This window comes from Pandoraea pnomenusa (genome assembly GCF_040391475.1).
In the GTDB taxonomy this organism is placed as follows: domain Bacteria; phylum Pseudomonadota; class Gammaproteobacteria; order Burkholderiales; family Burkholderiaceae; genus Pandoraea; species Pandoraea pnomenusa_C.
Genome location: NZ_JBEBXS010000001.1, coordinates 269,409 through 294,979 on the forward strand (window position 1 = coordinate 269,409; position 25,571 = coordinate 294,979).

The following is a 25,571-nucleotide window of genomic DNA, read 5'->3' on the forward strand; positions in this document are numbered from 1 at the left end:
CCCATGCGCGCACCTGCCGTAGTTTTTGGCGAACGCCGCCTGACAATCGAAGACATCCTGGCGCTGGCCGAGCGGACCCGCACGGCCACGTTGTCGACGAACCCGGAGTGGCGCGATCGCATTCGTCGCGGCGTTGACGCCTTGCACGCGCATCTCGCCGCGGGCCGCCCGGTGTATGGGGTCACGACCGGCTACGGCGACGCATGCGTTGTCGACGTGCCGCCTGCGCTGATTGAAGCGCTGCCTGCCCAATTGACGCGCTATCACGGCTGCGGCATGGGCGAATGGCTCGACGACCCTGCCGTTCGCGCAGTCCTCGCGTGCCGGCTCGCGTCGCTCGTGCAAGGTTACTCCGCCGTGCGCCCCGAGCTGCTCGAGGCGCTCGTGCATCTGCTGTCGCACGACGTGCTGCCTCGCATTCCGGCCGAAGGCTCGGTCGGCGCGAGCGGGGACCTCACGCCCCTGTCCTATGTGGCCGCCACCCTGATCGGCGAACGCGACGTGACTTTCCGCGGCCGCGTGTGCCCGGCCGTGGAGGCGTTGGCCGCGACAGGCGGCGCGCCGATCATGCTGGCGCCGAAAGAGGGGCTTGCGTTGATGAACGGTACGGCGGTGATGACCGCGCTGGCGAGCCTTGCGTTCGCGCGCGCCCGCACGCTCGCGCGTCTGGCATCGCGGCTGACGGCACTTACGACCATTGCGCTCGACGGGCGCGCTGCCCACTTTCACCCGGTGCTCTTCGACGCCAAGCCTCACGAAGGCCAACGCGACGCCGCCCGATGGATTCGGGAGGACCTGGCGGGCCGTGCGGAGCCGCCCGAAGCCCGCCTTCAGGATCGGTACTCCCTTCGCTGTGCCCCGCACGTCATCGGTGTACTGGTGGATGCCCTCACCTGGGTGCGCCGCGACGTCGAGAACGAAATCAACAGCGCCAACGACAACCCGCTCATCGACCCGGAAACCGGCGAAGTGCATCACGGTGGCAACTTCTACGGCGGCCACATCGCCTTTGCCATGGACAGCCTGAAGACGGCAGTCGCGAACATCGCCGACCTCATGGATCGGCAATTGGCCTTGCTGGTGGACGACAAGTTCAACAACGGCCTGCCGCGTAATCTCAGCGGCGCGACCGGCCCCCGCGCCCCGATCAATCACGGCTTCAAGGCCGTGCAGATCGGCGCTTCCGCCTGGGCCGCAGAAGCGCTCAAACATACGATGCCTGCCAGCGTATTCTCGCGTTCGACCGAGTCGCATAACCAGGACAAGGTCAGCATGGGCACCATCGCTTCGCGCGACTGCCTGCGTGTGCTGATGTTGACCGAACAGGTCGCGGCCGCGCATACCCTTGCGGTCGCTCAGGCGGTCGCGCTGCGCGCCCGGCAAACGCCCGGCGCGGCACCGCTGCCCGATACCATGCGCCAGTGGCTCGACGAGATCGCCGCGCAATCGCCGTTCGTCGTAGAAGATCGCCCGCTCGAACATGAATTGCGCGCCGTGCGTGCCTGGATCGCCGACGGAGGCGCCCTGTCCCATGACGACTGACACGATGGGCCTGCGCCCGCAAAAGGCACCGTGGCTGGTCGCGCATGCCGACGTCGACATTCCGTTTCACGATGTCGATGTGATGCATGTCGCGTGGCACGGTCATTACGTCAAGTACTTCGAAATCGCCCGTTGCGCGCTGCTGCGCCGTTTCGACTACGACTATCCGCAAATGCAGGCTTCGGGCTACCTCTGGCCGATCGTCGAGTGCCATCTCAAGTATGTGCGTCCGGCACGATACGGACAGCGCGTGCGCGTGACAGCGTCGTTGACGGAATTCGAAAATCGACTGCGCATCGCCTATGAAATCCATGACGCAATCAGCGGAGAACGTCTGACCAAGGGCTATACGACCCAGGTCGCCGTCGACGCCAGCAACGGCGAACTGCAATTCGTGAGTCCCGCCGTGGTACTCGACAAACTGGAGGCCGCATGGGCCGTCCGGTGATCTTGCGCGCGGCCTGTGTCGTGGCCCTGATGACGGGCATCGTGCCGATGCCTGCGCGCGCCGACGGCACGGTGCCTGCCCGAGAAGCGTCGGCGTCCGGGCTCGCTCTGCTTCAAGGCATCGTGTCGCAGGTCGGCGCGCACAGCGTGGTGCACGCCGATTTCGTGCAGACGCGAACCTCCGCGCTACTGAGCACGCCGCAGGTCACACGCGGCTCGCTGGTGTCCGTGCGCGAGCGCGGGATCGTCTGGCAAGTCCGTTCGCCGCAACCGCAGACCCATGTCTACGGCCGCCAACGCAGCGCACGCTTCGATGCCGAAGGCGTCTTGCTCTCGCTCGACGCGCAGCCGTCGGCCGTCACCGCGCAGATCAACGAGTGGGCGAACGCTTTCATGCGTGGCGACACCAGTGGCCTCGCCTCGCAATTCGAGATTGTCGTCACCGGAAGTCTGAATCGCTGGCAGATTGCGCTAACCCCCTCCCAGCCTCAAGTGGCGCAGGTCATGCGACGGCTCACGCTCGCCGGTGACACCGTGGTGCGCACCGCAACGCTTGAGACTCGCCGAGGCGAATCTGTCCGTTGGCAGTTCGACAAAGTACGCACGGCCGATCCCCTCGATGCCAATGAGCAACGTCTGTTGCGAGCCGTGGAATGACGCCCCGTTCCCGTACGCTTCGTCGCCTGTTCACGCTCGGACTGGTCGTCGGTCTTCTTGCGCTGGGTCTGTGGCTGCTGACCGTTCGCCATCTCCCGCTTCAGACCAACGTGCTCTCGTTGTTGCCGGCTACCGAACGTAATCCCGTGGCCGAAGCGGCGGTCGACCATCTTGCCGGGAGCGTCAGCGATCGCGTCGTCGTGCTTCTCGGTGCGAAAGACGCCAACGCTGCGCGCTCGGCCGCCGCACGCTTCGACGCGTTGGCTCGCGCCAGCGGCGACTTCGTCAGCGTTCAGGGACAGGTTCCCGCCTTCGACCCCGCCTTCCTCACGGACTTTTACCAGCCCCACCGCTTCCAGTTGCTCAGCCGCGAAGACCGGGCAGCGCTGGAGGCGCAGACTCGGCGAGCCGTCGCCGACGTCGGGCTGCCGCCGTTGTCACTCGCCAACTCTCCGTTCGGACTCACAGCGCCCGATGACGACCCGTTCGGCTGGCTTGACCGATGGCTCGCGCAACTGCCGTTCGGTCAGCTCCGGATGCTGCCCGACAACGGCTGGATCAGTGCGCGGCAGGACGACAGGACCTGGGTGCTTGTCGTGCTCCAGACGCGCGGCACCGCATTCGACAGTCAGGTACAGCAACGCGTCGTGCGCTTCTTCGACGCCGCCCAATCGGCGCTCCGCAAGGAAGCGCCTGAGGTGCAAGTCTTGCGCAGCGGGGCAATCTTCCACGCGGCTGCCGCCAGATCGCAAGCCGAGATGGAGCTGCATCGCATTGGTATCGTCGCCACGCTCGGCGTGGCACTCCTCACCCTATGGGCATTCCGCTCGTGGCGACTGCTGGCGATGGGTCTGGGGACGATCGCTTTCGGCACCCTGAGTGCCGCCGTCGCTACACTGCTGATCTTCGGCGAGCTGCACCTGCTCACGCTGGTTTTCGGCGCCGCGCTGATCGGGGAAACCGTCGATTACGCGATTCAGTACTTTGTCGGCGTTGGCGGCCTGACGCGCGACGCAGCACAGCAAGCCTTGCCGCACATCCGTCCTGCGCTGCGTATCGCGCTCGCCACCAGCGTGCTCGGGTATGCGATTCTCGGCGCCGTGCCGTTCCCGGCGCTGCGCCAGATTGCCGTGTTTGCCCTCGCCGGGTTGCTTTCGTCGTACGGCTTTGTCGTCTGGGTGCTTCCTGCCTTCCTGCCGCGAAACGTGCCCGCCCTGCGCCCGCCCGTCGTCTCGCTCGCGCATCGATGGTTGCTTGTCTGGGGCGGCGCACTCGCCGGACGGCGGGGCACGGTCGCGGCATGTCTGATCGTGCTGGCCTGCCTGCCCGGATGGTGGCGTCTGAGCGCTGACGACGACATTCGCAGGCTGATTGCCCGCGAACCCGAGCTGGTGCAGCAGGAACAGGCCATCGCACGCATCACGGGCATCGACGGTGCAACGCAGTTCTGGCTCGTGCAAGCGGACAGCGAGGAAACCCTGCTTCGCCGCGAAGAACAACTGGGTGCGCGTCTCGACCGCGCTGCGGCCCAGACCGACGCCCCCTTCGACGGCTGGACGGGCGTGTCGCAATTCGTGCCCTCGATGCAGCGCCAGCTCGACGATCGGGCGCTCCTCGGTGCTGCGCGCTTCGACAACCCGAATGAACTGGTCATGGCCATGACGCGCGCCGGTTTCCGCAACGACTTCGCGCAGACGTACGCCAATGCCTACCCGGCGGAGCGCGACATTGCGCCGCTTCGCGTCGGGCAATGGCTCGCCTGGCCGGGCTCAACCCCCTTCCGCATGCTCTGGATGGGCGAATTGCCAACGCAGGCAGACGCGGCTCAGGCGCCGAAACCGCCCGACAGGTTCGCCAGCCTCGTACGCCCGCGCGGCCTTCGCGACAGCGCTGCGGCGGCAACCGTCGCAGACGGCATGCCGGGGGTCACGTATGTCGACAAGGCCGCTTCGGTCTCCCGTTTGTTCGCCCGCTACCGCATTGCCAGCGCGTTCTGGTTCGTGGCCGCTTTCGGCGTGGTCGCGTGCCTGCTGGCGCGCCGATACGGATGGCGAGGTGCACTCGCGACAATCACACCGACCCTTTTGGCCACCGCAGTCGTATTTGCCGCGTTCGGCTACCTTGGACTGCCACTGACACTATTCGCGCAGATGGCCCTGATGCTGGTGCTGGGCGTTGGCGTGAACTACGCCATTTTTCTGCGCGAGGGCGAGCTTCGTGCCGGTGACGACGAGCGTCTGGCAGCAATCGCGGTGGCCGGCACATTGATGTCCGCGGCCACGACCCTGTTGTCGTTCGGCCTTCTCGCCTTCAGTGGCGTGCCCAGCCTTCACGCCTTCGGCCTGACGCTGACGATCGGCATTGCCCTCTCGCTGCTGCTCGCGCCGTACAGCCTGCGCTTTCCGGAACTGCGCCAATGAAGCCCCCCGTCTACCTCCACGCGCTCGGCATGATCAATGCGCTGGGCCACGAGCTTCCCGATATCGCGTCACGCCTGTTTGCCGGTGACACCAGCGGTATGAGAACCCGTGACGCCTGGCCACAGGCCAGCCCTTGCCCGCCGCCGCTGGTCGGCGCCGTGCGCCTGGCCGACCACGAACTTCCGCCGCTTCCCGCGCGATTGCAGCGCTACGACTGCCGCAATAACCGGTTCCTCGTGGCCGCCACGCAGCAGTTGCATCCTGCGCTGACACGCCACGTCGAGCGGTATGGCAAAACCCGCATCGGCGTGGTGATCGGGACCAGCACATCAGGCATCGACGCCGGAGAAGCCGCACTCAGAAGGCTGAGCGATAGCGGCGCGTTGCCCGAGCGATACCACTACCTCCAGCAGGCGCTCGGTTCGCCAGCCCAATTCGTGGCGGAATGGCTCGGTGTGCAGGGTCCGGCCTACACCATCTCCACCGCATGCACGTCGAGCGCCAAGGCGTTCGGCGCGGCGCGACGACTCATCGACAGCGGCCTGTGCGACGCCGTCGTGACAGGCGGTGCCGACGCATTGTGCGACCTGACGCTCGGGGGATTCGGATCGCTCGAATCGCTCTCTCAAGGACTGTCGCGCCCCATGAGCCGCCATCGCGATGGCATCAACATCGGTGAAGGCGCCATGGTCTGTCTGATGTCACGTGAGCCCGGCGACGTCGTTTTCTCCGGTATTGGGGAATCCAGCGACGCGCACCATGTCTCGTCGCCCGCCCCCGACGGTCACGGCGCCATCGCCGCCATGCGTGCCGCGCTGAGCGACGCCGGAATGCCGGCATCGCAGATCGAGTACGTCCACCTGCACGCGACAGGCACCCCCAAGAACGATGAGATGGAAAGCCTCGCGACACATCAGTGCTTTGGCGCGCAAACCTGGGTCAGCGGCACCAAGCCGATGACCGGCCATCTGCTCGGTGCGGCGGGGGCGACGGGCATCGGGTTGTGCTGGCTCACGCTCCTTGCCGATGGTCACCTGCCGCCGCATATCTGGGATGGCGACACCGACCCGCTGCTGAGTCCATTGCGGCTCGTCAACCCGCAGACACGGCTTGAGCAGGCGCCCCGGCATGTCATGACGAACGCCTACGCGTTCGGGGGCAACAACGTCAGCGTGATTCTTTCGCGCTCGGGGGCTGGCAATGCATAACCCCAACCCCTGGCCGCCCATTGAAGATCTGCTGCCGCATCGCGTGCCCATGCTGCTGATCGACGCCGTGTGCGAGCACGATGCCGGGGCGATCTGCGTTCTGGCGACACCCGATCCCCAAGCCTGGTACGCCGACGCGAACGGCGACATGCCGATCCACATCGTCATCGAGCTGATGGCACAGGCGATCGCGGCGCATGAGGCGCTCACCCGTCGACTCAGCGGCCTGCCACCCGCCCCCGGTGTTCTGCTCGGCACGCGCCGTCTGGAGGCCAATGTGCCGTCATTGCGATCCGGTGAAACCGTCCGGATACGCGCCGCGTGCGTGCTGCGAGACGAATCCGGTAACGGTGCCTACGACTGCTGCGTGGAAGTGCGCGGCGAGTCAGTCGCCAACGCCACGATCAAAGTTCATCAACCTACCGATTTTTCAGCGTTTTTGTTGGAGCACCTTTCATGACTCGACGCGTTCTCGTCACGGGCAGCAGCCGAGGTATCGGGCGAGCCATCGCTCTGCGCCTTGCACAGGACGGTTTTGCCGTCACCGTCCATTGCCGCGAGCAGATTTCGCCGGGCGAGGCCACCGTGGCCGACATTCGCGCCAACGGCGGTACGGCGGCCCTCCTGCAGTTCGACGTGCGCGATCGCGCAGCCTGCCGCGAGGTGCTCGAGGCCGACGTTGCCGCGCATGGCGCCTACTACGGCATTGTCTGTGGGGCGGGTATCACGCGTGACAACGCGTTTCCCGCACTCTCGGACGACGATTGGGACAGCGTGCTGGACACCAGCCTCGACGGCTTCTTCAACGTGGTGCACCCGCTCACGATGCCGATGGTCCGGCTGCGCGACGGCGGCCGGATCGTGACGATCGCCTCCGTCTCCGGGGTCATGGGCAATCGCGGGCAGGTCAACTACAGCGCGGCCAAGGCGGGATTGATCGGTGCCACCAAAGCGCTGTCGGTCGAGTTGGCGTCGCGCCGGATCACGGTCAACTGCGTGGCGCCGGGTCTGGTGGACACGGGCATGCTCGAAGGCGTTGCCATGGAAGAGGCATTGCGCATGGTGCCAATGAACCGGGTGGGAACGCCCCAGGAAGTCTCGCATGTGGTGTCGTTTCTCATGTCCGACGGCGCGAGCTACGTCACCCGCCAGGTGATCGGCGTGAATGGAGGGATCGTCTGATGACGCGTGTGGTGATAACCGGCTACGGCGGCGTGACCGCGCTCGGCAGCCGCTGGGAAGACATCGAACGGGCGCTGCGCGCCGGGCGCAACGCCGTGCGCCGAATGCCGGAGTGGGACTACTTCGAAATGCTCAACGGCCGCCTCGCGTGCCCGGTCGAGGACTTCGCGCCCCCGGCAAACTGGCCTCGCAAGCAATTGCGATCCATGGGACGCGTGGCACAGCTCGCCCTTCGCGCCACGGAGCATGCCCTTGCGAGCGCAGCGTTCGACGTAACTGCCGCCGACCCCGGCGATATTGGCGTGGCCTATGGGTCATCGTCCGGCAGCATCGCGCCGATTCAGGCATTCGGTGCCATGGTCGACACCGGTTCGATGGCGGGCGTGACCTCGACGAGCTATATCCAGATGATGCCGCACACGACGGCGGTCAATATCGGTGTGCATTTCGGCTTGCAGGGACGCATCGTTCCGACATCCAGCGCCTGCACCTCGGGAAGTCAGGCGATCGGCTACGCCTACGAGGCCATACGGTTCGGTCGCGCCAAGGTCATGCTGGCGGGCGGCGCCGAAGAACTGTCAGGTCCGGGAAGTGCGGTGTTCGACACGCTTTACGCCACCAGCACACGAAACGACGAGCCTGAACTGACGCCCCGGCCGTTCGACGCGTCGCGCGATGGGCTCGTGATCGGCGAAGGCGCCGCCACGCTGGTGCTCGAGTCGCTCGAATATGCACAGGCGCGGAACGCGCCGATCCTTGCGGAAGTCGTCGGGTTTGGATGCAATACCGACGGCAACCATGTCACGCAACCGACCGCCGCCACGATGGCCCGCGCCATGCAGCTCGCACTCGACGACGCGGGACTCCCACCGAACGCCATCGACTACATCAGCGCGCACGGCACCGCCACGGATCGCGGCGACATCGCCGAGAGCGAGGCGACCGGCAGCCTCTTCGGCAGCGGCGTGCCGATCAGCGCGATGAAGAGCTATCTCGGCCACACCCTTGGCGCTTGCGGCGCGATCGAAGCGTGGTGGGCCATCGAGATGATGCATCGCAACTGGTTCGCGGGCACGCTCAACCTCGACGCGCCGGATCCCGCCTGTGCCCCGCTCGATCACATCGCAGGTGCCCGGGGAAGAACGCTTGAGGCACAGCGAATCATGAGCAACAACTTTGCCTTCGGCGGCATCAACACGTCGCTGATTTTCCAGCGATTCGTCGCCTGAACGCAGTCGTTTTCGCAGTCACCCCGAAGTTTGACGAACGCCCCGGTTGGCGCTGGCAAGCGCAAGTGCCAGGCCGGGGCCCTTGAAACCGAAACGGAGAAACCATGCAGACCCGTCGACGCATCCTGATCGCATCGCTCGCCATCACCGTCAGCGCCATGATCGCGCCCGCAGCCATGGCCGCACGCGCTGCGGTACCCATCGTGCCGCACGACAACATCGCCATTGTCTCGGGCACCGGCAAGACCCCCACGCTTGATGAGGTCCGCGGTGCCATCACGCGAGGCGCAGCCATTCACGACTGGAGCATCAGCGTGGTGCAACCGGGCGTACTGATGGCCTCACTCAACGTGCGCAACAAGCACTTCGCGTCGGTCACGATCAAGTACAGCGAAACCTCGTATTCGGTCACCTATCGCGACAGCACGAATCTGGAGTATCAGGTGGCAGGTGAACGGGTCGCCGCAACGCGCCGCGAGGACTTCCCGTCGACGATCTCGCCCAGCACGCCGATGATCCATCCGAATTACAACCGCTGGGTCGATACGTTGATCCACGACATCAATGTGGAGCTTCGTCGACTCTGATGGTCCACCTTCATCGCCCCGACGGGTTACCTCGCGTCGTCGTCACCGGCATCGGCATGGTGTCGGCCGTGGGGCACTCGCGCGACGCCGTGATCGAGGCACTTCGCGATCAGTGCAGCGGCGTGCACGAGGCGCCCGACTATGTGGCGCACGGCTTGCGCACTACGGTGACAGGCCGCCCGCATGCCGACTCGCTCGACGACCTGGCGCTTGCGCGCAAGTTGCGACGCTTCATGGGCGACACGGCGCGCTACGCGTGCCACGCCGCTCAGCGTGCCGTTGCCGATGCCGGACTTTCCCCTTCGGCATTGAGCAACGAGCGGTGCGGTGTCGTTGTCGGGTCCGGTACCGGGGCGATGAAAGACTTCGAAGACGCACTGGACACCGCACGGCATGGCGGCGTCACGCGTGTCTTGCCCTACGTCGTGCCGCGTGCGATGTCGAGTACGGCGCAGGCTGCGATTTCCGCGCTGTTCGACCTGCGCGGTATCGGCTACGCCATTTCGTCAGCATGCTCGACGTCCATTCATTGCGTGGGGCATGCCGTGGATTTGCTGCGCCTCGGACGACAGGACGTCATGCTGGCCGGGGGCAGCGAAGAGGCGCCGTGGGGCGCCGCGTTGTGCTTCGACGCCATGGGCGTGCTCACTCGTGGACACAACGCCACGCCGGCACGCGCGTCACGACCGTTCGATGCCGATCGCGACGGCTTCGTCCTCGGAGGCGGCGCGGCCATCTTCGTCCTCGAGACCCTGGCGCATGCGATCTCGCGAGGCGCCCGGCCGCTCGCAGAAATCACCGGTGTAGGCGTTGCCACGTGCGCTTCTCATGCCTTCGGCGTCGATGCGCACACGATGAGCCGCGTCGTCCGAAGCGCGTGCAGCGACCTGCCGGCGCCCCCCGATTTCATCAGTGCGCACGCGAATGGGTCGACGCAGGGCGATATCGCAGAACTTGAAGCGCTGGCGTTGGCTTTCGGTGGCGTGCATGCGCTGCCCGACGTCACCTCGATCAAGGGTCTCACGGGTCATACCGTGGCTGCCGCCGGCGGCATGCAAATGGCATGTGCAATCTGGGCGATGCAGGAGCGCTTCATCCCGGGGGCCGTCAACGTCGAACGCCTGACGCCGGAACTCGACGGTTACCCGATCCGGACCGACTGCCGGGAGGCGCAGGTGCGTCGCGCCCTGATCAACACGTTCGGCTTCGGCGGCACCTACGGGGCGCTTTCGCTCGCCAGCATCTAGTCGACGCGAGGCCCCGGCGGCTTCGCGCTGCCCTTACGCCAACGGCTTTCGGGCCACGACGTTGACCAACGTTTCCTCGCGCTCGCCAAAGGCCGGACGTCGCTGCAGTTTCATGCGCTCGAGCAACCCGAAATCCTTGGCTCGACTCCACCAGAGGTACGGGTATGACACGTTCTCGGCGTCGAAGACAAAACCGGCCTGGCGAATCATGTCGAGATAACCCGCGGCGCTCCGCTGGACTTGCATCGGATGGCGGAACAGGAGTCTGATCACCCACGAGCGGATATAGGCCTCCGTCGACTCGGCGAAACACAGCACACCGCCCGGCTTCAGCACCCGGTAAAACTCCGCGAGCGCCGCTTCCTGATACACCAGATGATGGAAGGTCTGATGACAGAACACGACATCGCAACTGGCGTCCGGCAGCGGAATCTCCGAACAGTCTCCCGGCAGCAATTCCACCGGAATCCCCGCGCGACTGGCCTCAGCCTGAGCATCCGCAAGCGCCGGGGCATAGCAATCGAACCCGATCAGGCGCGCCGGCGAGAAGAACTGGTGCAATAGCGGCAGCGACTTCCCGTGCCCGCACCCCGCGTCCAGCACGACCGGCGCCTCCGGGACAGCGCCATTGGCCAGTTGAAGCAGATCCTCGATGGCAACACGCAGAACGTGATGGCGCCAGGTGTACGTTTTCAGGAACCAGTTCCCGAAACGCGTTTCGGGAACAAATGCCTTTGCAGACGAGAGATGAGGCGAATTGGCAGCAGTGGTCACAATAGCGATTGCCGCGCCGGCGGCCGTTCTGATGGATTGTCGCTATTGTGCCAACTGTCCTTTCAAGTGAAAAGTACGGAATGCACAACACCCCTGAAATTCAGGGATACTGAATAACTATGCGTCGAATCCCGAATTAAACCAACCGCACGATCTGTTTGCCGAAGTTTTCGCCCTTGAGCAAGCCAAGGAACGCCGCCGGCGCGTTCTCGATGCCTTGCGCCATCGTCTCGCGATAGCGCAATTCCCCCGCCGCGATCGCGTCGGTCAGCTCCTTGAGCGCCTGCGGCCACACATCCATGTGTTCGGTCACGATGAACCCCTCCAGACGCACCCGATTCGTCAGCAAGAGCGCCGGGTACTTCATCGGAATCGGCTCGCCGTTGTAACCCGAAATCATGCCGCACAACGCAATGCGCGAGTGAGCGTTGAGGTTTCGCATGACGGCATCGAACACCTCGCCACCCACGTTCTCGAAATAGCCGTCGACGCCGTCCGGCGCCGCTGCACGCAAGGCGTCATGGACATTCCCCGCCTTATAGTCGACGCATGCGTCAAAGCCGAGTGTTTCCACCACATAGCGGCATTTCTCCTCGCCGCCCGCAATGCCCACCACGCGGCACCCGGCCCGCTTGGCCAATTGACCGACCACGCTCCCCACCGCCCCCGACGCGGCGCTCACGGCGACCGTCTCCCCCGCCTTCGGCGCGATGATCCGATTCAGGCCGTACCATGCCGTGACGCCCGGCATGCCAGCCGCGCCAAGGTATGCGCTCATCGGCACGCGGCTGTCTCGAAGCCGCTGCAGATTGCTGCCGTCCGAAATCCCATACTCCTGCCAACCGAACATGGCGGTAACCGCATCGCCCGGCTGCCAGTCGGGGTGACGCGACTCGATCACCTCACCGACCGTCGCGCCGATCATCACGGTGTCCAGCGGCTGCGGCGGCGCATAGGACTTCGTGTCGTTCATTCGCCCGCGCATATACGGATCGAGCGACAGGTAAAAGTTGCGAATCAGTACCTGCCCGTCGCCCAGTTCCGGCAATTCAGGCGCGGCAAGGTGGAAATTGTCGAGCGTGGCCTCGCCCTTGGGGCGCGAGACCAGCAGAATCTGTCGGTTGATCGTCATGGCATTTCCTCCACAAGGGTTGTCGATAGTCGTTACCGGCCGCGCTCAAACGCGACGGATCCCGTACGCCGCCCTACAACGTTGTCGAATCAGTCGCCGCGTGGCGCGTCGGCATGGCGCTGCTCGCGCACGTCGCGCCCCACGGCAAGACGCCTCAGGTACTTGAACGTACCCATCGCCTTGGCGACCAGCTTGCCGTTCGCGTCACGCACTTCACCCTCGCAATACGCCATCGTCGTGGAGCGATGCAACAGTCGCCCGAAGGCCCGCATCTCGCCGGACCCCGGCTGCATGAAACTGGTCTTCATCTCGATGGTCACGACCCCGGTGCCTTCCGGCGCCACGCTTCGCCCCGCCACGCTCAGCGCGACATCGAGCAGCGCCATCGTCACGCCACCGTGCATGACTTCCCAACTATTGAGATGCTTGGGTGCCAGCGGCAGTCGCAACTCCGACTCGCCATCTTCGGCACGAAGCAACTCAATACCGAGAAGATCGATAAAACCTGATTGAATCTTTACCGCGCTCATTGTGAACTCCGGCCACTTCGGCCATCACCGTTAATGCTGTTCAGCATCGAGTATTCCCCATACGGCGCAGCACCTTGCCCGCCGCGCCTGACAACTACCGCTCCCGGCATCACTCGCGCGACACACCGACCGCCGACAGCGACGCCCACGCGGCGGCCAGCGACCCGTTGAGGTCGATGGCACGGCAGGCATGCTCGATCACGCAGACGTCGAAACCTGCAGCCTTGGCATCGAGGGCGCTCCAGGCGACGCAGAAATCCGTCGCAAGACCCACGCAATGCACGCGACGCACCCCCTTGTCGCGCAGATAGCCGGCAAGTCCGGTCGCGCTCTTTCGATCGGCCTCCAGAAATGCCGAGTAACTGTCGACACCCGCCTGATATCCCTTTCGCACAATCGCTTGCGCGTGCGGGACACGCAGGTCTTCGTGCAACGCCGCACCGTGGGTGTCCTGCACACAGTGCGTTGGCCAGAGTACCTGTTCGCCGTATGGCAGCGCGATCGTCTCGAACGGCTTGCGCCCTTCGTGGTTCGCCGCGAACGAAACGTGCCCGGCCGGGTGCCAGTCCTGCGTCAGCACCACGTGCGAGAACTGGCTCGCCAGTGCATTGATGGCGGGCACCACTTCATCGCCGTGCGGTACCGCCAGCGCGCCGCCCGGCATGAAATCGTTCTGCACGTCGATCACCAGCAGGACTTCGTCCATCGGCTTCATATCCTTGCCCCCAATCATTGTCACGATGGCGGCAGAACTGCCGGGGCGCTCCGCGTCGCCATCGCCTCACTTGCTTCACTTGCTTCAGCCGCGTCAGCCGTTGAAACGCTTGCCCGCATCTGCCAACTCCACGAGCCGTGCTGCCGGCGCCCAGTCTTCCCCATGCTCGCCTTGCGCGAATTCGCGCACGCGTGCGAGCACCTTGTCGAGGCTGATCGTGTCGGCGTACAGCATCGGGCCACCGCGCCACAGCGGGAATCCGTAGCCGTTCAGATACACCATGTCGATGTCCGACGCGCGCGCCGCCGTACCGTCGGCCAGAACCTTGGCACCTTCGTTCACCAACGCATAAACGAGACGGTCGACGATCTCCTCCTCCGAAAAGGCTCGCGGCGCAATGCCGTTGGCCTTGCGATAGTCGTCGAGCATTTGCGCGACCTTGGCCGATTCGCGCGGCGTGCGATCGCCTTCGGCGTAGTCGTACCAGCCGGCGTGCGTCTTCTGACCGTAACGCCCTGCCTCACACAGTACGTCGGCGATCTTCGGATACTTGATGCCGGGATGTTCCGCGTGACGACGCTTGCGGATCGCCCAACTGACGTCGTTTCCGGCCAGATCGCTGGTGCGAAACGGGCCCATCGCAAAACCGAAGCGCTCGATGGCGGCATCGACCTGCGCAGGCGTTGCCCCCTGCTCGACCATCCATTGCGACTGCTTGAAATAGGGCTCGAGCATGCGATTGCCGATGAAGCCGTCGCACACGCGTGCCACGACCGCCAGCTTGCCGATGCGCTTGGACAGTTTCATGACGCTCGCCAGCACGTCCTTGCCGGTGTGTGCCCCTCGCACCACTTCCAGGAGCCGCATGACGTTCGCCGGACTGAAGAAGTGCATGCCGACGACGTCCTGTGCACGCGAGGTCGTCTGTGCGAGCGCGTCGAGATCGAGCGTCGACGTGTTGGACGCCAGAATCGCGCCGGGCTTCGCCACCTTGTCGAGTTCCCGGAAGACCACCTGCTTGATGGCCATGTCCTCGAAGACCGCCTCGACGATCAGGTCGGCATCGGCAACCGACGCGAAATCGGTGCTGCCCTGAATCCGCGCGAGCCGCTTCTCGGCTTCGTCGGCCGCCAGCTTGCCGCGCGTGACAGCACGAGCGTAGTTGCCTCGCATCGTCTCCAGACCCCGCGCGAGTGCGGCATCGGTGGTGTCGACCAGCGTCACCGGGATACCGGCATTGGCAAACGTCATGGCAATGCCGCCGCCCATCGTGCCAGCACCGATGACGGCCACCTTGTCGATGGTGCGCACCGGCGTGTCGTCGGGCACATCGGCGATCTTGGCCGCAGCGCGCTCGCCGAGGAACGCGTGGCGCAAGGCCTTCGATTCCGGCGAACTCACCAATGCGACGAAACACTCGCGCTCGAACTTCACGCCGTCGTCGAACGGGCGCTGCAGGGCGGCCTCCACGGCAGCGACACATTTATGCGGTGCCGGGAAATGCGGTTGCTCGCGCTGCACCTTCTCGCGTGCGGCGTCGATGGCGGCCTTCGCCGAGCCGTCGGCATCTTCGATCGCCACATCGCGCAGGCGCGGCAGCGGGCCACCCTGCGAAGCGATCTCCTGGGCGAAGCCGATGGCGCCCGTCAACAAGTCATCGTAATGGCCGTCGAACAGCTTCGAGAAAAGCGTGCCGACGAGCGACTCCGACTTCACGACGCGACCGGTCACGACCATATCGAGGGCACGTGCCACACCAATCGCGCGCGGCAAGCGCTGCGTACCGCCCGCACCGGGCAGCAGCCCGAGCTTGACCTCGGGCAACGCGATCTGTGCGCCGGGCAACGCCACGCGATAGTGGCAGGCAAGCGCAAGCTCCAGACCGCCCCCCATCGCCACCGCGTGCACGGCGGCGACGACAGGTTTCGTGCAGGTGTCGAGTGCCGCAATGACATCGACCAGCAACGGGCTCTGGGTCGCTTTCGGCGTATTGAATTCACGGATGTCGGCGCCACCGGAGAATGCCTTCCCCCCGCCGATCAGCACGACGGCGCGCACTTGCGCATCGGCCTGAGCGTTGGCCAGCCCCTCGGCAATACCGGCACGCGTTGCGTGACCCAGACCGTTGACCGGGGGATTCTCCAGCGTAATGACGGCTACGCCGTCACGAACCTCATAAGCCGTGCTCATCGTTGTCTCTTTCCTAATATTGTTTGCGTCGTTGGGGGCACCGCGTGCGCGCCTGGCCGCGGCAAGACGATCGTTCGATTCTAGCGCAGCGCTACACCTCGAGCCATTCACGACGGATCTCCGGCGCGGCAGCCAACGCGTCCGGCGTCCCTTCGAAGACAAGCGCGCCCCTGCCCATCACGGCAACGCGCTGCGCACACGTGAGCGCAAGCGACAGCTTCTGTTCGATGAGAAGAATCGCCACACCCGTGGCGCGCAGCTCGGTGAGAATCCGTCCGATACGCGCCACCACCCGGGGCGCGAGACCTTCGGTCGGTTCATCGACGATCAGCAGCGAAGGCCCTGCCATCATCGCCCGACACAACGAGAGCAATTGCTGCTCGCCCCCCGACAGTGACCCCGCAGGCGCGTCGCGGCGCGGCGCTAGCTCGGTAAAGCGCTCGAAGGCCTGCGCAAGCGTCATTGATCGCTCGACATCGCGCTTTGCCGACGCGAAGCCAAAACCGCGCCGCTCACGCTGACCGAGCCGCAGATTTTGCGCGACGGTCAGTGGCGCGAAGACGTCGCGCGTCTCCGGTACATAGCCAACGCCCAGCCGCGCAATCTGATGCGGTGCCAGCGACATCAGCGACTGCCCTTGCCAACGGATTTCGCCTTCACGTGGCAACTGTCCCATGATGGCGCGCGCAAGCGTCGAGCGTCCGGCGCCGTTGCGCCCGAGCACCGCCACAATCTCCCCGGGGGCGACGCGCATCGTCACCGCTTGCAGCACACGGCTACCCGCATAGCCTGCGCTGACGTCGTTCAGTTCAAGCATCGGGCACCTCCCCGGCGCGGGCATCGTGCAGCGCGTCTGCATACTCCCCCAGGTACGCGGTGCGCACGTCCGGGTGCGCGCGTATCCGGGCGGGCGTGTCGCAGGCAATGATCGAACCGCGCGCGAGCACGGCGATCCGATCGGCCAGTGAGAAGACAACACGCATATCGTGCTCGATCATCAATAGCGAGCGTCCCCGGCTGAGTTCGGCAATGAGCGACACCATTCGCGACGATTCGGACTGGCTCATTCCCGCCGTCGGCTCGTCGAGCAACATCACACTGCCCGTCGACGCCGCACACAGGCCGACTTCGAGCACTCGCTGCTCGGCATAGCTCAGCGCGCCCGCGGGCACATCGCGACGCGCTTCCAACCCGAGACGCACCAGCCACGCGTCGCTGCGTTCGGTCACGTCCCGAAGTCCCCGCATGCGCCGCCAGAACGTGTAATGGTGACCGCTCGACCAGAGTGAGGCGCATCGCAGATGATCGATCACGCTCATCTGCCCGAACAGTTGTGACGTCTGGAAGCTGCGCGACAAGCCAAGACGGCTGATAACGTGCGGGGCGTATCTGGTGACGTCGCGGCCACGCATCACGACTCGGCCACGATTCGGTCGCGCCTTGCCGCTGATGACATCGAACAACGTGCTTTTTCCCGCACCGTTCGGACCGATGATGGCGAGCCGCTCCCCGGGCGCCAGTGTCAGATCGACGCCGCAAAGCACCTGCGTGCGTCCGAACGATTTTTCGACGCCTCGTACGCTCAACACCGGTTCGGCACCGTCCGCCGAAATGGCCACATCGCTCATTGGCAAACCTCCGCGGCATGTGCGTCGACACGCCTCGCTTGCGCCGCCGCGTGACGCAAGCGGCGTCCCGCGCGCATCAACACGACGAGCCCCACGAGAGTTGCGGCGATGGCCAGTCCCCATGGCATTGTCGCCGGGTGATTCACCTCGCCCGGTGTGGCCAGTCGCGCGCCATAGGTCATCTCGACAATGGCGATCAGCCCGATGACGAACAACGTCAATCCCGCACAGGCGACCGCGTACGGCTTCCACATCACGCGTATCGCCCCATCGCGCCATGCCTGCCAGTGCATGGCCCACAGGCCGGCGATGCCCCCCGGGGCGAAAACGACGACAGCCAGAAATCCCAGCCCAAGGTAAAGCTGCCACGCGCGGGTATACGTCGCGAGCACGACCGTAGCAAACACACCGGCCACGGCACCGAGCATCGGGCCGGCAAAATAGGCCGTACCGCCCAGCACGGTGAAGACGAGCACCACGCCCGAACGCTCGAGGCTGAACGTATCGGCACTGACCAATTCGAAATTGAGTGCGCCCAATGCACCGGCCACACCGGCGAAGGCCGCAGCCAGAATCTGCATCCGGTAGCGCACCGATGCCGGCGACTGTCCGAGGAACGCCACTCGGCCCGCGTTATCGCGCACCGCGCGAGCGAGGAAACCGAGCGGCGTGCGGGTGACGCCATACATCAGCGCAGTGCAGACAAAGAGCCAGACGGCCACGAGCCCGTAGATCTCGCGTTGCGTTGCAAATGTGATGCCGAACCACGCCGCGCCCAAGGTGCGGTCCGTGGGAATGCCGCGCTCTCCCCCGAACCACTCGGGCAGCATCGCCGCCATGACCCACACGAGTTCAGCCACACCCAGCGTGATCATCGCGAACGTCAGGCCCGCGCGACGCGTCGTGACGAAACCCAGCGTCGCCCCGGCCACGGCACCGGCGAAAGCGCCCGCGAAGGGCACCAGCGCCATCGACACCGGCAGACTCTGGACACCGATGCGGTTCATGCACCACACGCCGGCATACGCGCCCACGCCCGCGTACGTCGCGTGACAGAAGCTGAGCAGGCCGGTCGAGCCCAACAGAAGATTGAAGGAAAGCGCAAGAATGGCCGCAGTGCCCATCTGCGTCATGAGCGTCAACGCCGCGTCGGACGGAAAACACCAAGGTGCGACGGCAAGCGCAACGGCGAAGACCAGCCACACGGCTGACCGGCGCCGCCACGAGGCAGGTGCGACAGTGACGTCGTTCATCAACCCTCCCGCACACCGAACAACCCGCGCGGGCGCCACAGCAGCACGGCAACCATCAACAGGTACGGAACAGCCGGCGCCAGTTGGGCCACGCTCAGGCGAGCCAGTGGCACCAGTGCATCGCCCAACGTGCCGGAAGCGGCCTGGGACCACCACGATGCGAGGCTGGCATCGCTCGTCACGGCCCACGTCTGCAACAAGCCGATGAGCAACGACGCCACGAACGCCCCGCCCAACGAGCCGAGGCCACCGACCACCACCACCACGAACACCACGCTGCCGACGGTCGCCGCCATGCCCGGCTCCGTCACGAGCACGTTGCCGCCAGCGGCCCCCGCAAGCGCCGCCAACGCCGCACCGCACGCGAACACGCCGGTATAAAGCGCCGGGACGTCATACCCGAGCGCCTGCGTCATTGCCGGTTGCGACAGCGCCGCCTGCAAGACGAGTCCGACGCGCGTCGCACGGAAGGCCACCCACACCAGCAACGCAATCGCACAGGCCAACGCCATCAGAAACAGCCGGTAGGCGGGTACGGCGATGCCCGCCACCTGAACGATGACACCATCGAACGCAGCGGGTACGCCATAATCGACCGGCCCGCGTCCCCACGCCAGTTGCACCAGTTCCACGACGACATAGGCCAATCCGAACGTCGCCAGCAATTCCGCCAGCGCACCGCGCGAGCGCAAACGGCGCAGCACGCCACGCTCGAACAGCGCACCGAAGACACCCACGAGCAACGGTGCCACGACGAGCGCCGCCCAGAAACCGATCTGCGCCGACAGTGCATAAGCGAAGTACGCCCCCAGCATGTAGAAGCTGGCGTGCGCGAAGTTCAGCACGCCCAGCATGCTGAAGATCAGCGTGAGCCCGCTCGAGAGCATGAACAGCAGCAAGCCGTAGCTCACACCGTTCACGAGCACGAGGCCGGCGGTGGCACTCAGCAGATGCACTGCGTCTCCTTCGGAAAACCAATGAAAGACGCGGCGCAGAACGCCGCATCACGGGGATTTCAGGCTGACATTATAGAGGGGACGTACGACGCGAACGCCGCCGGATCGCCCGGAAAACGGCGTCAACAGGACATTTGAGCGATGTCCGAGCGGCGGTTCGGCATTTTCCGGGCGGATCGCAGGAAACTTCCCCGCGATACCGCCGCGACGACTCGCCCTTGGCGGCCACGCCGCTTACGACGCCGGCCGATAATCGCGAAACTTCTCGCGCAACTTGAGCTTGAGCATCTTGCCGGTAGCCGTGTGCGGAATCTCGTCGACAAAGACCACGTCGTCGGGGATCCACCATTTCACGACCCTGCCCTGATAGAACGTCAGCACGTCTTCGCGCGACAGCGACGAACCGGGCTTTCGCACGACGACCAGCAACGGGCGCTCCTCCCACTTCGGATGCGGCATGGCAATACACGCCGCCTCGTGAATCTCGGGGTGCGCCATGGCAATATTTTCGACATCGATCGAACTGATCCACTCGCCGCCAGACTTGATGACGTCCTTGCTGCGGTCCGTGATCTGCACGTAGCCTTCCGGATCGATCGTCGCCACGTCGCCCGTCGGGAACCAGCCGTCGACGAGTGGCGACGCGTCGTTGCGGAAGTAGCGATCCAGTACCCAGGGCCCGCGCGCGTAAAGGTCGCCGAACGCCTTGCCGTCCCAGGGCAGCTCGCCCCCATCCGGACCGACGATCTTCAGGTCGACGCCATAAATCGCTGTCCCCTGCTTCTCCAGAATGTGCTGCTGCGCCTCGGCCGGCATCTCGCGATGATGCTTGCGCAGATGGCACAACGTGCCGAGCGGCGACATCTCGCTCATGCCCCAGGCGTGAATGACGCGAACGCCGTAGTCCTTCTCGAACGTCTGCAACATGGCCGGCGGGCAAGCCGAGCCGCCGATCACCGTCCGCTCCAACGTGGAGAAACGCGCGCCGATGGACTTCACATACGTAATGAGGCCCAGCCAAACGGTCGGCACCCCGGCAGAGAACGTCACGCCCTCTGCCTCGAACAGCTCGTACAACGACTTGCCGTCAAGGTCCTTGCCCGGAAACACGAGCTTCGCGCCCACGAGCGCACTCGAATACGGCATCCCCCACGCGTTGACGTGGAACATCGGCACGACGGGCAGGACGGCGTCGCGCGCCGACATCGCCATCGCATCCGGCAACGCCGCGCCGAACGCGTGCAGCACGGTCGAGCGGTGACTATAGAGCACGCCCTTCGGATTGCCGGTCGTCCCCGACGTATAGCAGAGGCCGGACGCCGTATTCTCATCGAGCGTCGGCCAGGCGAATTCGCCATCCTCAGCGGCCACGAGGTCCTCGTAGCACAACAGCGGCAGGCTCGATGCAGGCAGGTGCGCGCGATCGGTCATCGCAATCCAGCCCGCAACGCCAGGACATTGCGGCGCGATCGTTTCCACGAGCGGCAGGAAATTGATGTCGAACGCGACGTAACGGTCTTCCGCGTGATTGACGATGTAGGCGATCTGTTCCGGAAACAAACGCGGGTTGACCGTATGGATGACGCTGCCCATGCCCGAGACTGCGTAGTACAGCTCGAGATGACGGTAACCGTTCCACGCCAGCGTGCCCACGCGCTCGCCGTCGCGCACGCCCAGCCGACGCAATGCCTGTGCCAGTTGCCTGGCACGCCGCTCGGCGTCACGCCAGGTATAGCGGTGGATGTCACCCTCGACACGACGCGACACGATTTCGGTGTCGCCGTGATGGCGGGCAGCGTGAGTGAGCAGCGAGGGGATCAGGAGCGGCGCGGCCATCATCTGGCCGAGGAGCGGTGTTGCCATGCGTCGAATCTCCAGAAAAGTCGGAAAACCGGAATTACGGGGATACGTCGGGAACAGCGATCGAATACCAACAGACACCCACGTACGTCGTACGCCATGCGCCTCGTACGTTATCTGTGCCTTTTGTTGCACGTGCCCGGTGATTTGGCACGTCTGATGCTTGAATTCGTGGACACCGCGGAGAATCATTCTTGACGTCCGCACGCGCCCGGTCAACGCTCATCGCTTGTGCGGCGCAACAAGGGCAACGGAACCGCCTGCGGTGACGAACGACCCGGCATGCCAGTGTACGCAACCCGGCAGCGCGCTACGGGGAGCTCAAGTAGAATGTTTGTTCACCATCAGGAACATTCCAAATGTCGGCTACCGACCGCCCCGCTGCCGTTTCCCCTGCGCTGAAGCCGTTCGGACCGCTGCCTTTAGCAAATCGGTTCGCTTCGCTTGGCGCCGATTTCTACACGCGGCTTGCGCCGCAACCGCTGCCCGCGCCCTATCTGGTCGGCTTTTCCCCCGACGCCGCCCGTTTGCTCGGCTGGTCGCCGGAGGCGGCACGCGATCCCGAATTTCTCGCTACCTTCGCCGGCAACGCGCCGCTCACCGGTGGCGACCCGCTTGCCAGCGTCTATTCCGGTCATCAGTTCGGCGTGTGGGCGGGTCAACTCGGCGACGGCCGTGCGTTGTTGCTCGGCGAGTCCGATGGGCCTGGCGGGCGCTGGGAGATCCAGCTCAAGGGCGGCGGATTGACGCCCTACTCGCGCATGGGCGACGGTCGCGCGGTACTGCGCTCGTCGATCCGCGAATTCCTTGGCTCCGAGGCCATGTTTCATCTCGGCGTGCCAACCACGCGCGCGCTTTGCGTGATCGGCTCCGACGCGCCCGTGCGTCGCGAAACGATCGAGACGGCGGCAGTCGTCACCCGGCTGTCGCCCAGCTTCATTCGCTTCGGGCACTTCGAACACTTCTGGGCGGCCGATCAGTACGACGCGCTGCGTCAACTGGCCGACTTCACGATCGACCACCATTTCCCGCACTGTCGCGAAGCCGCCAACCCGTATCTCGCGCTGCTCGGCGAGGTGTGCGACGCCACGGCCGAACTGGTCGCGCACTGGCAAGCCGTGGGCTTTTGCCACGGTGTCATGAATACCGACAACATGTCGATTCTCGGACTGACGATCGACTACGGGCCGTACGGCTTTCTCGACGGCTTCAATGCGCACCACATCTGCAATCACTCCGATACGCAGGGACGCTACGCCTATCAGGCTCAGCCGAATGTCGCGTACTGGAATCTGTTCTGTCTCGCCCAGGCGCTGCTGCCGCTTTTCGGCGAGGGCGAGGCGGCCATCGAACAGGCGCAATCGGTGCTTCCGGTGTTCAAGACCCGGTTCGCCGAAGAAATCGATCTGCGCATGCGTGCCAAACTCGGCCTGCGCGAGTCGCACGCCGACGACGAGACGCTCATCAACCGGCTATTCAAGCTGATGCACGAAGGACGTGTCGATTTCACGCATCTGTTCCGTCAGCTTGCAACCCTTCAGCTCGACAACCCGGCCGCCGACGCACCGCTGCGCGACATGTTCATCGACCGCGAAGGCTTCGACGCATGGGCCGTGGACTACCGCGCCCGGTTGCGCCATGAAGCGAGCACCGACGCGAAGCGCGCTATCGCCATGCGTCTCGTGAATCCGAAGTACATCCTGCGTAATCATCTGGCCGAAATCGCGATTCGGCGAGCCAATGAGAAGGATTTTTCGGAGGTCGACACGCTGCTCCGCGTGCTCTCGCATCCGTACGACGAGCAACCCGAATTCGAGCACTACGCCGCATTGCCGCCCGACTGGGCCGGGCAACTCGAGGTCAGTTGCTCCTCCTGAGCACGAGCGCCCCCGGCAGCCGCCGGCGGGCCAGACCGCTCGCCTTGCAAAACAACGCGTCCGCCCCCATCTGTGGCGGGTCCGAAGCCATACGACGCGCCAGCCCGATTCCGCTGGCGCCCCTCAGGAGACTTTCATGAGCAAAGTAGAAAAAAGCGACGCCGACTGGCGTGCCCAACTCGACGACGTCGAATATCAGGTCACCCGCCACGCCGCCACGGAACGCGCCTTCACGGGCCGCTACTGGGATCACTGGAAAGACGGCACGTATCGTTGCATCTGCTGTGGCGCACCGCTGTTCCAATCGACCGAGAAGTTCGATGCCGGTTGCGGCTGGCCGAGCTATTCCAAGCCGATCGAAAAAGGCGGCATCGACGAGGTGATGGATTACAGCCATGGGATGGTGCGCGTGGAAGTGCGCTGCCATAATTGCGACGCGCACCTCGGGCACGTATTCGAAGACGGTCCGCAGCCGACCGGCCTGCGCTACTGCATCAACTCGGCCTCGCTCAACTTCGAGGACACCTCGGGCCAACCCGACAAGCCCAAGGAAGACTGACCGGCCGGCACCCGTCGCGCCGAACTTTGGGCGACACTGGCATTCAAACGGTGGCCTCACGCCACCGAATGCCGATGAAATAGCGTGAAATCCACGTGCCATGCCCGCCATTGGCATTTTTTGGCAGTAGGCTTGCATCCCCCCACTCACTCAGGGAATTCAACGTCATGTCCAAGAAATCTGATCGCCGTATGACCTTGTCCATCGCCGCCGCGCTGGTCGCCGCGGGACTCGCCACCGCCGCACCGGCACACGCGCAGGTGAATGTGCCGTCGGCAGGCGGCAGCGTTGCCGTGCCTTCGGCCTCGCCGCGCGTCGCGACTGTCGAGCAGGCGCTCGCCGCCTCGAAGGACCTCGAAGTCGTGCTCGAAGGCTACATCGTCAACAAGCTCAAGCACGAGCACTACACGTTCCGCGACGCCACCGGGAAGACCATCGAGATCGAACTCGACGACAAGTATCTGCCGCCCGGCCGCGAGATCAACGACAAGACGCATGTGCGCATCTGGGGCGAAATCGATACGCATCGCCTCAAGCCCAATGACATCGATGTCAAGCGCATCGAAATCATTCAGTAAACAGGGCAGTCGCACGCTTTGCGCACACGCTCCGGCCAAGGCTTTGAAATATAATGCGGGATTGCGTCGGGCCCCCTGGCATTGTCCGGGTGCCCGGCACGGAAACTCCCGAAGCCCCCAAGTCGAGACTTCATGAAATTTCTCTTCGACCTGTTACCGGTCATCCTGTTTTTCGTCGCCTTCAAGTTCGCCGGCATTTACGTTGCCACGGGTATCGCGATCGCCACGACGATTGCGCAGGTCCTGTGGATGTGGATCCGTCACCGCAAGGTCGAACCCATGCAATGGGTCAGTCTGGGCATCATCGTGGTGTTCGGCGGTGCGACCATGCTGCTGCACGATGAGACCTTCATCAAGTGGAAGCCCACGGCGCTGTACTGGCTGTTCGGCATTACGCTGTTCGTCGCCGAACTCGCGTTCGACAAGAACCTGATCCGCGCGATGATGGAAAAACAGATGGCGCTGCCCGAGAACCTGTGGCGCGCCGTGAATTTCAGTTGGGCGTTGTTCTTCCTCGCGATGGGCGCACTCAATCTGGTCATCGCCTATCACTTCTCGACCGATACCTGGGTCGACTTCAAGCTCTTCGGCGGCATGGGCCTGATGGTCGTGTTCATCGTCGTGCAGAGCCTTTGGCTCGCGAAGTACATCAAGCAGGACGAATAACGTCCGGCGTTCGTCAGGAAGCCTCCCCCATGACCATGGAACAGCAAATCGAAGCGCGGCTGACGGCCGCCCTCGCCCCGCTCGAGTTCGCACTCGAGAACGACAGTGCCCGTCACGCCGGCCATGCCGGCGCGGCGTCGGGCGGTCACTACAACCTGCGCATCGTCTCTGCCGCCTTTACCGGACGTAACCGCGTGGCGCGTCACCGCCTGGTGTATGATGCGCTAGCCGATTTGATGCAGAACGGCATTCACGCCCTCGCCATTGTTGCGCTCGCCCCCGGCGAAGCGTAACTCGCATGCGACGCGTCCCCCGTCGATTAACCTTGCCTTCG

General features: G+C 64.8%; 25 protein-coding genes. 15 read left to right on the forward strand and 10 right to left on the reverse strand.

Annotation, left to right across the window (positions count from 1 at the left end; genetic code table 11):
* Positions 1-3 precede the first annotated feature (3 nt).
* From ABWO90_RS01100 to ABWO90_RS01145, 10 genes are all read left to right on the forward strand, one after another.
* Positions 4-1,542 (forward strand): HAL/PAL/TAL family ammonia-lyase, encoded by a 1,539-nt coding sequence (locus ABWO90_RS01100; protein WP_353189354.1) that lies wholly within the window; start codon positions 4-6, stop codon positions 1,540-1,542.
* Positions 1,532-1,990 carry an acyl-CoA thioesterase gene (locus ABWO90_RS01105; protein WP_353189355.1) on the forward strand — a complete coding sequence of 153 codons (459 nt, stop codon included), beginning with the start codon at positions 1,532-1,534 and terminating at the stop codon, positions 1,988-1,990. Before ABWO90_RS01100 ends, ABWO90_RS01105 begins: the two co-directional genes overlap by 11 nt.
* On the forward strand, positions 1,975-2,646 hold the full coding sequence (locus ABWO90_RS01110; protein WP_353189356.1) for a LolA family protein: 672 nt from the start codon (positions 1,975-1,977) through the stop codon (positions 2,644-2,646). Before ABWO90_RS01105 ends, ABWO90_RS01110 begins: the two co-directional genes overlap by 16 nt.
* On the forward strand, positions 2,643-5,066 hold the full coding sequence (locus ABWO90_RS01115; protein ID WP_353189357.1) for an MMPL family transporter: 2,424 nt from the start codon (positions 2,643-2,645) through the stop codon (positions 5,064-5,066). Before ABWO90_RS01110 ends, ABWO90_RS01115 begins: the two co-directional genes overlap by 4 nt.
* A complete protein-coding gene (locus ABWO90_RS01120) occupies positions 5,063-6,274 on the forward strand; it encodes a beta-ketoacyl-[acyl-carrier-protein] synthase family protein (RefSeq protein ID WP_353189358.1) in 1,212 nt (403 codons plus the stop codon). Before ABWO90_RS01115 ends, ABWO90_RS01120 begins: the two co-directional genes overlap by 4 nt.
* Positions 6,267-6,734 carry a hotdog family protein gene (locus tag ABWO90_RS01125; RefSeq protein ID WP_502922518.1) on the forward strand — a complete coding sequence of 156 codons (468 nt, stop codon included), beginning with the start codon at positions 6,267-6,269 and terminating at the stop codon, positions 6,732-6,734. Before ABWO90_RS01120 ends, ABWO90_RS01125 begins: the two co-directional genes overlap by 8 nt.
* Complete coding sequence (locus tag ABWO90_RS01130) at positions 6,731-7,456, forward strand: 3-ketoacyl-ACP reductase FabG2 (protein ID WP_353189360.1); 726 nt, start codon at positions 6,731-6,733, stop codon at positions 7,454-7,456. Before ABWO90_RS01125 ends, ABWO90_RS01130 begins: the two co-directional genes overlap by 4 nt.
* Positions 7,456-8,685 carry a beta-ketoacyl-ACP synthase gene (locus tag ABWO90_RS01135; RefSeq protein ID WP_353189361.1) on the forward strand — a complete coding sequence of 410 codons (1,230 nt, stop codon included), beginning with the start codon at positions 7,456-7,458 and terminating at the stop codon, positions 8,683-8,685. The genes ABWO90_RS01130 and ABWO90_RS01135 overlap by 1 nt, the downstream gene beginning before the upstream one ends.
* Positions 8,686-8,789: 104 nt before the next feature.
* Positions 8,790-9,272, forward strand: coding sequence for a hypothetical protein (locus tag ABWO90_RS01140; protein ID WP_353189362.1), 483 nt, complete (start codon positions 8,790-8,792; stop codon positions 9,270-9,272).
* Entirely contained in the window at positions 9,272-10,519 is a 1,248-nt protein-coding gene (locus ABWO90_RS01145; RefSeq protein WP_353189363.1) for a beta-ketoacyl-[acyl-carrier-protein] synthase family protein, read from the forward strand. The genes ABWO90_RS01140 and ABWO90_RS01145 overlap by 1 nt, the downstream gene beginning before the upstream one ends.
* Before the next feature lie 33 nt (positions 10,520-10,552).
* On the opposite strand, the gene ABWO90_RS01150 is transcribed toward ABWO90_RS01145, so the two are convergent.
* The 10 genes from ABWO90_RS01150 to ABWO90_RS01195 form a co-directional block, all read right to left on the reverse strand.
* Positions 10,553-11,293 (reverse strand): class I SAM-dependent methyltransferase, encoded by a 741-nt coding sequence (locus ABWO90_RS01150; RefSeq protein WP_353189364.1) that lies wholly within the window; start codon positions 11,291-11,293, stop codon positions 10,553-10,555.
* Positions 11,294-11,429: 136 nt separating this feature from the next.
* A complete protein-coding gene (locus tag ABWO90_RS01155; RefSeq protein WP_353189365.1) occupies positions 11,430-12,425 on the reverse strand; it encodes an NADP-dependent oxidoreductase in 996 nt (331 codons plus the stop codon).
* 89 nt (positions 12,426-12,514) lie between these two features.
* The gene (locus tag ABWO90_RS01160; protein WP_353189366.1) at positions 12,515-12,955 is read right to left on the reverse strand and encodes a PaaI family thioesterase; all 441 of its coding nucleotides are present in this window, start codon (positions 12,953-12,955) and stop codon (positions 12,515-12,517) included.
* A 109-nt stretch (positions 12,956-13,064) separates the two neighbouring features.
* Positions 13,065-13,670 (reverse strand): bifunctional nicotinamidase/pyrazinamidase, encoded by a 606-nt coding sequence (gene pncA, locus ABWO90_RS01165; protein WP_353189367.1) that lies wholly within the window; start codon positions 13,668-13,670, stop codon positions 13,065-13,067.
* Positions 13,671-13,763: 93 nt separating this feature from the next.
* On the reverse strand, positions 13,764-15,860 hold the full coding sequence (locus tag ABWO90_RS01170; protein WP_353189368.1) for a 3-hydroxyacyl-CoA dehydrogenase NAD-binding domain-containing protein: 2,097 nt from the start codon (positions 15,858-15,860) through the stop codon (positions 13,764-13,766).
* Positions 15,861-15,951: 91 nt separating this feature from the next.
* Positions 15,952-16,677, reverse strand: a complete 726-nt coding sequence (locus ABWO90_RS01175; RefSeq protein ID WP_353189369.1) for an ABC transporter ATP-binding protein — start codon at positions 16,675-16,677, stop codon at positions 15,952-15,954.
* Entirely contained in the window at positions 16,670-17,488 is an 819-nt protein-coding gene (locus ABWO90_RS01180; RefSeq protein ID WP_353189370.1) for an ABC transporter ATP-binding protein, read from the reverse strand. Before ABWO90_RS01180 ends, ABWO90_RS01175 begins: the two co-directional genes overlap by 8 nt.
* A complete protein-coding gene (locus tag ABWO90_RS01185) occupies positions 17,485-18,741 on the reverse strand; it encodes a branched-chain amino acid ABC transporter permease (RefSeq protein ID WP_353189371.1) in 1,257 nt (418 codons plus the stop codon). The genes ABWO90_RS01180 and ABWO90_RS01185 overlap by 4 nt, the downstream gene beginning before the upstream one ends.
* The gene (locus tag ABWO90_RS01190) at positions 18,741-19,697 is read right to left on the reverse strand and encodes a branched-chain amino acid ABC transporter permease (protein ID WP_353189372.1); all 957 of its coding nucleotides are present in this window, start codon (positions 19,695-19,697) and stop codon (positions 18,741-18,743) included. The genes ABWO90_RS01185 and ABWO90_RS01190 overlap by 1 nt, the downstream gene beginning before the upstream one ends.
* A 234-nt stretch (positions 19,698-19,931) precedes the next feature.
* Positions 19,932-21,560 carry a 3-(methylthio)propionyl-CoA ligase gene (locus tag ABWO90_RS01195; RefSeq protein WP_353189373.1) on the reverse strand — a complete coding sequence of 543 codons (1,629 nt, stop codon included), beginning with the start codon at positions 21,558-21,560 and terminating at the stop codon, positions 19,932-19,934.
* Positions 21,561-21,916: 356 nt separating this feature from the next.
* On the opposite strand from ABWO90_RS01195, the gene ABWO90_RS01200 reads away from it, so the two are divergent.
* From ABWO90_RS01200 to ABWO90_RS01220, 5 genes are all read left to right on the forward strand, one after another.
* Positions 21,917-23,434 (forward strand): protein adenylyltransferase SelO, encoded by a 1,518-nt coding sequence (locus ABWO90_RS01200; protein WP_353189374.1) that lies wholly within the window; start codon positions 21,917-21,919, stop codon positions 23,432-23,434.
* 136 nt (positions 23,435-23,570) lie between these two features.
* The gene (gene msrB, locus ABWO90_RS01205; protein ID WP_353189375.1) at positions 23,571-23,993 is read left to right on the forward strand and encodes a peptide-methionine (R)-S-oxide reductase MsrB; all 423 of its coding nucleotides are present in this window, start codon (positions 23,571-23,573) and stop codon (positions 23,991-23,993) included.
* A 167-nt stretch (positions 23,994-24,160) separates the two neighbouring features.
* Entirely contained in the window at positions 24,161-24,571 is a 411-nt protein-coding gene (locus tag ABWO90_RS01210; protein WP_353189376.1) for a YgiW/YdeI family stress tolerance OB fold protein, read from the forward strand.
* A gap of 132 nt (positions 24,572-24,703) precedes the next feature.
* Entirely contained in the window at positions 24,704-25,237 is a 534-nt protein-coding gene (locus tag ABWO90_RS01215) for a septation protein A (RefSeq protein ID WP_353189377.1), read from the forward strand.
* A gap of 29 nt (positions 25,238-25,266) precedes the next feature.
* Positions 25,267-25,530: a BolA family protein gene (locus ABWO90_RS01220; RefSeq protein ID WP_010808081.1), complete on the forward strand. Its 264-nt coding sequence runs from the start codon at positions 25,267-25,269 to the stop codon at positions 25,528-25,530.
* The last annotated feature ends 41 nt before the right edge of the window (positions 25,531-25,571 follow it).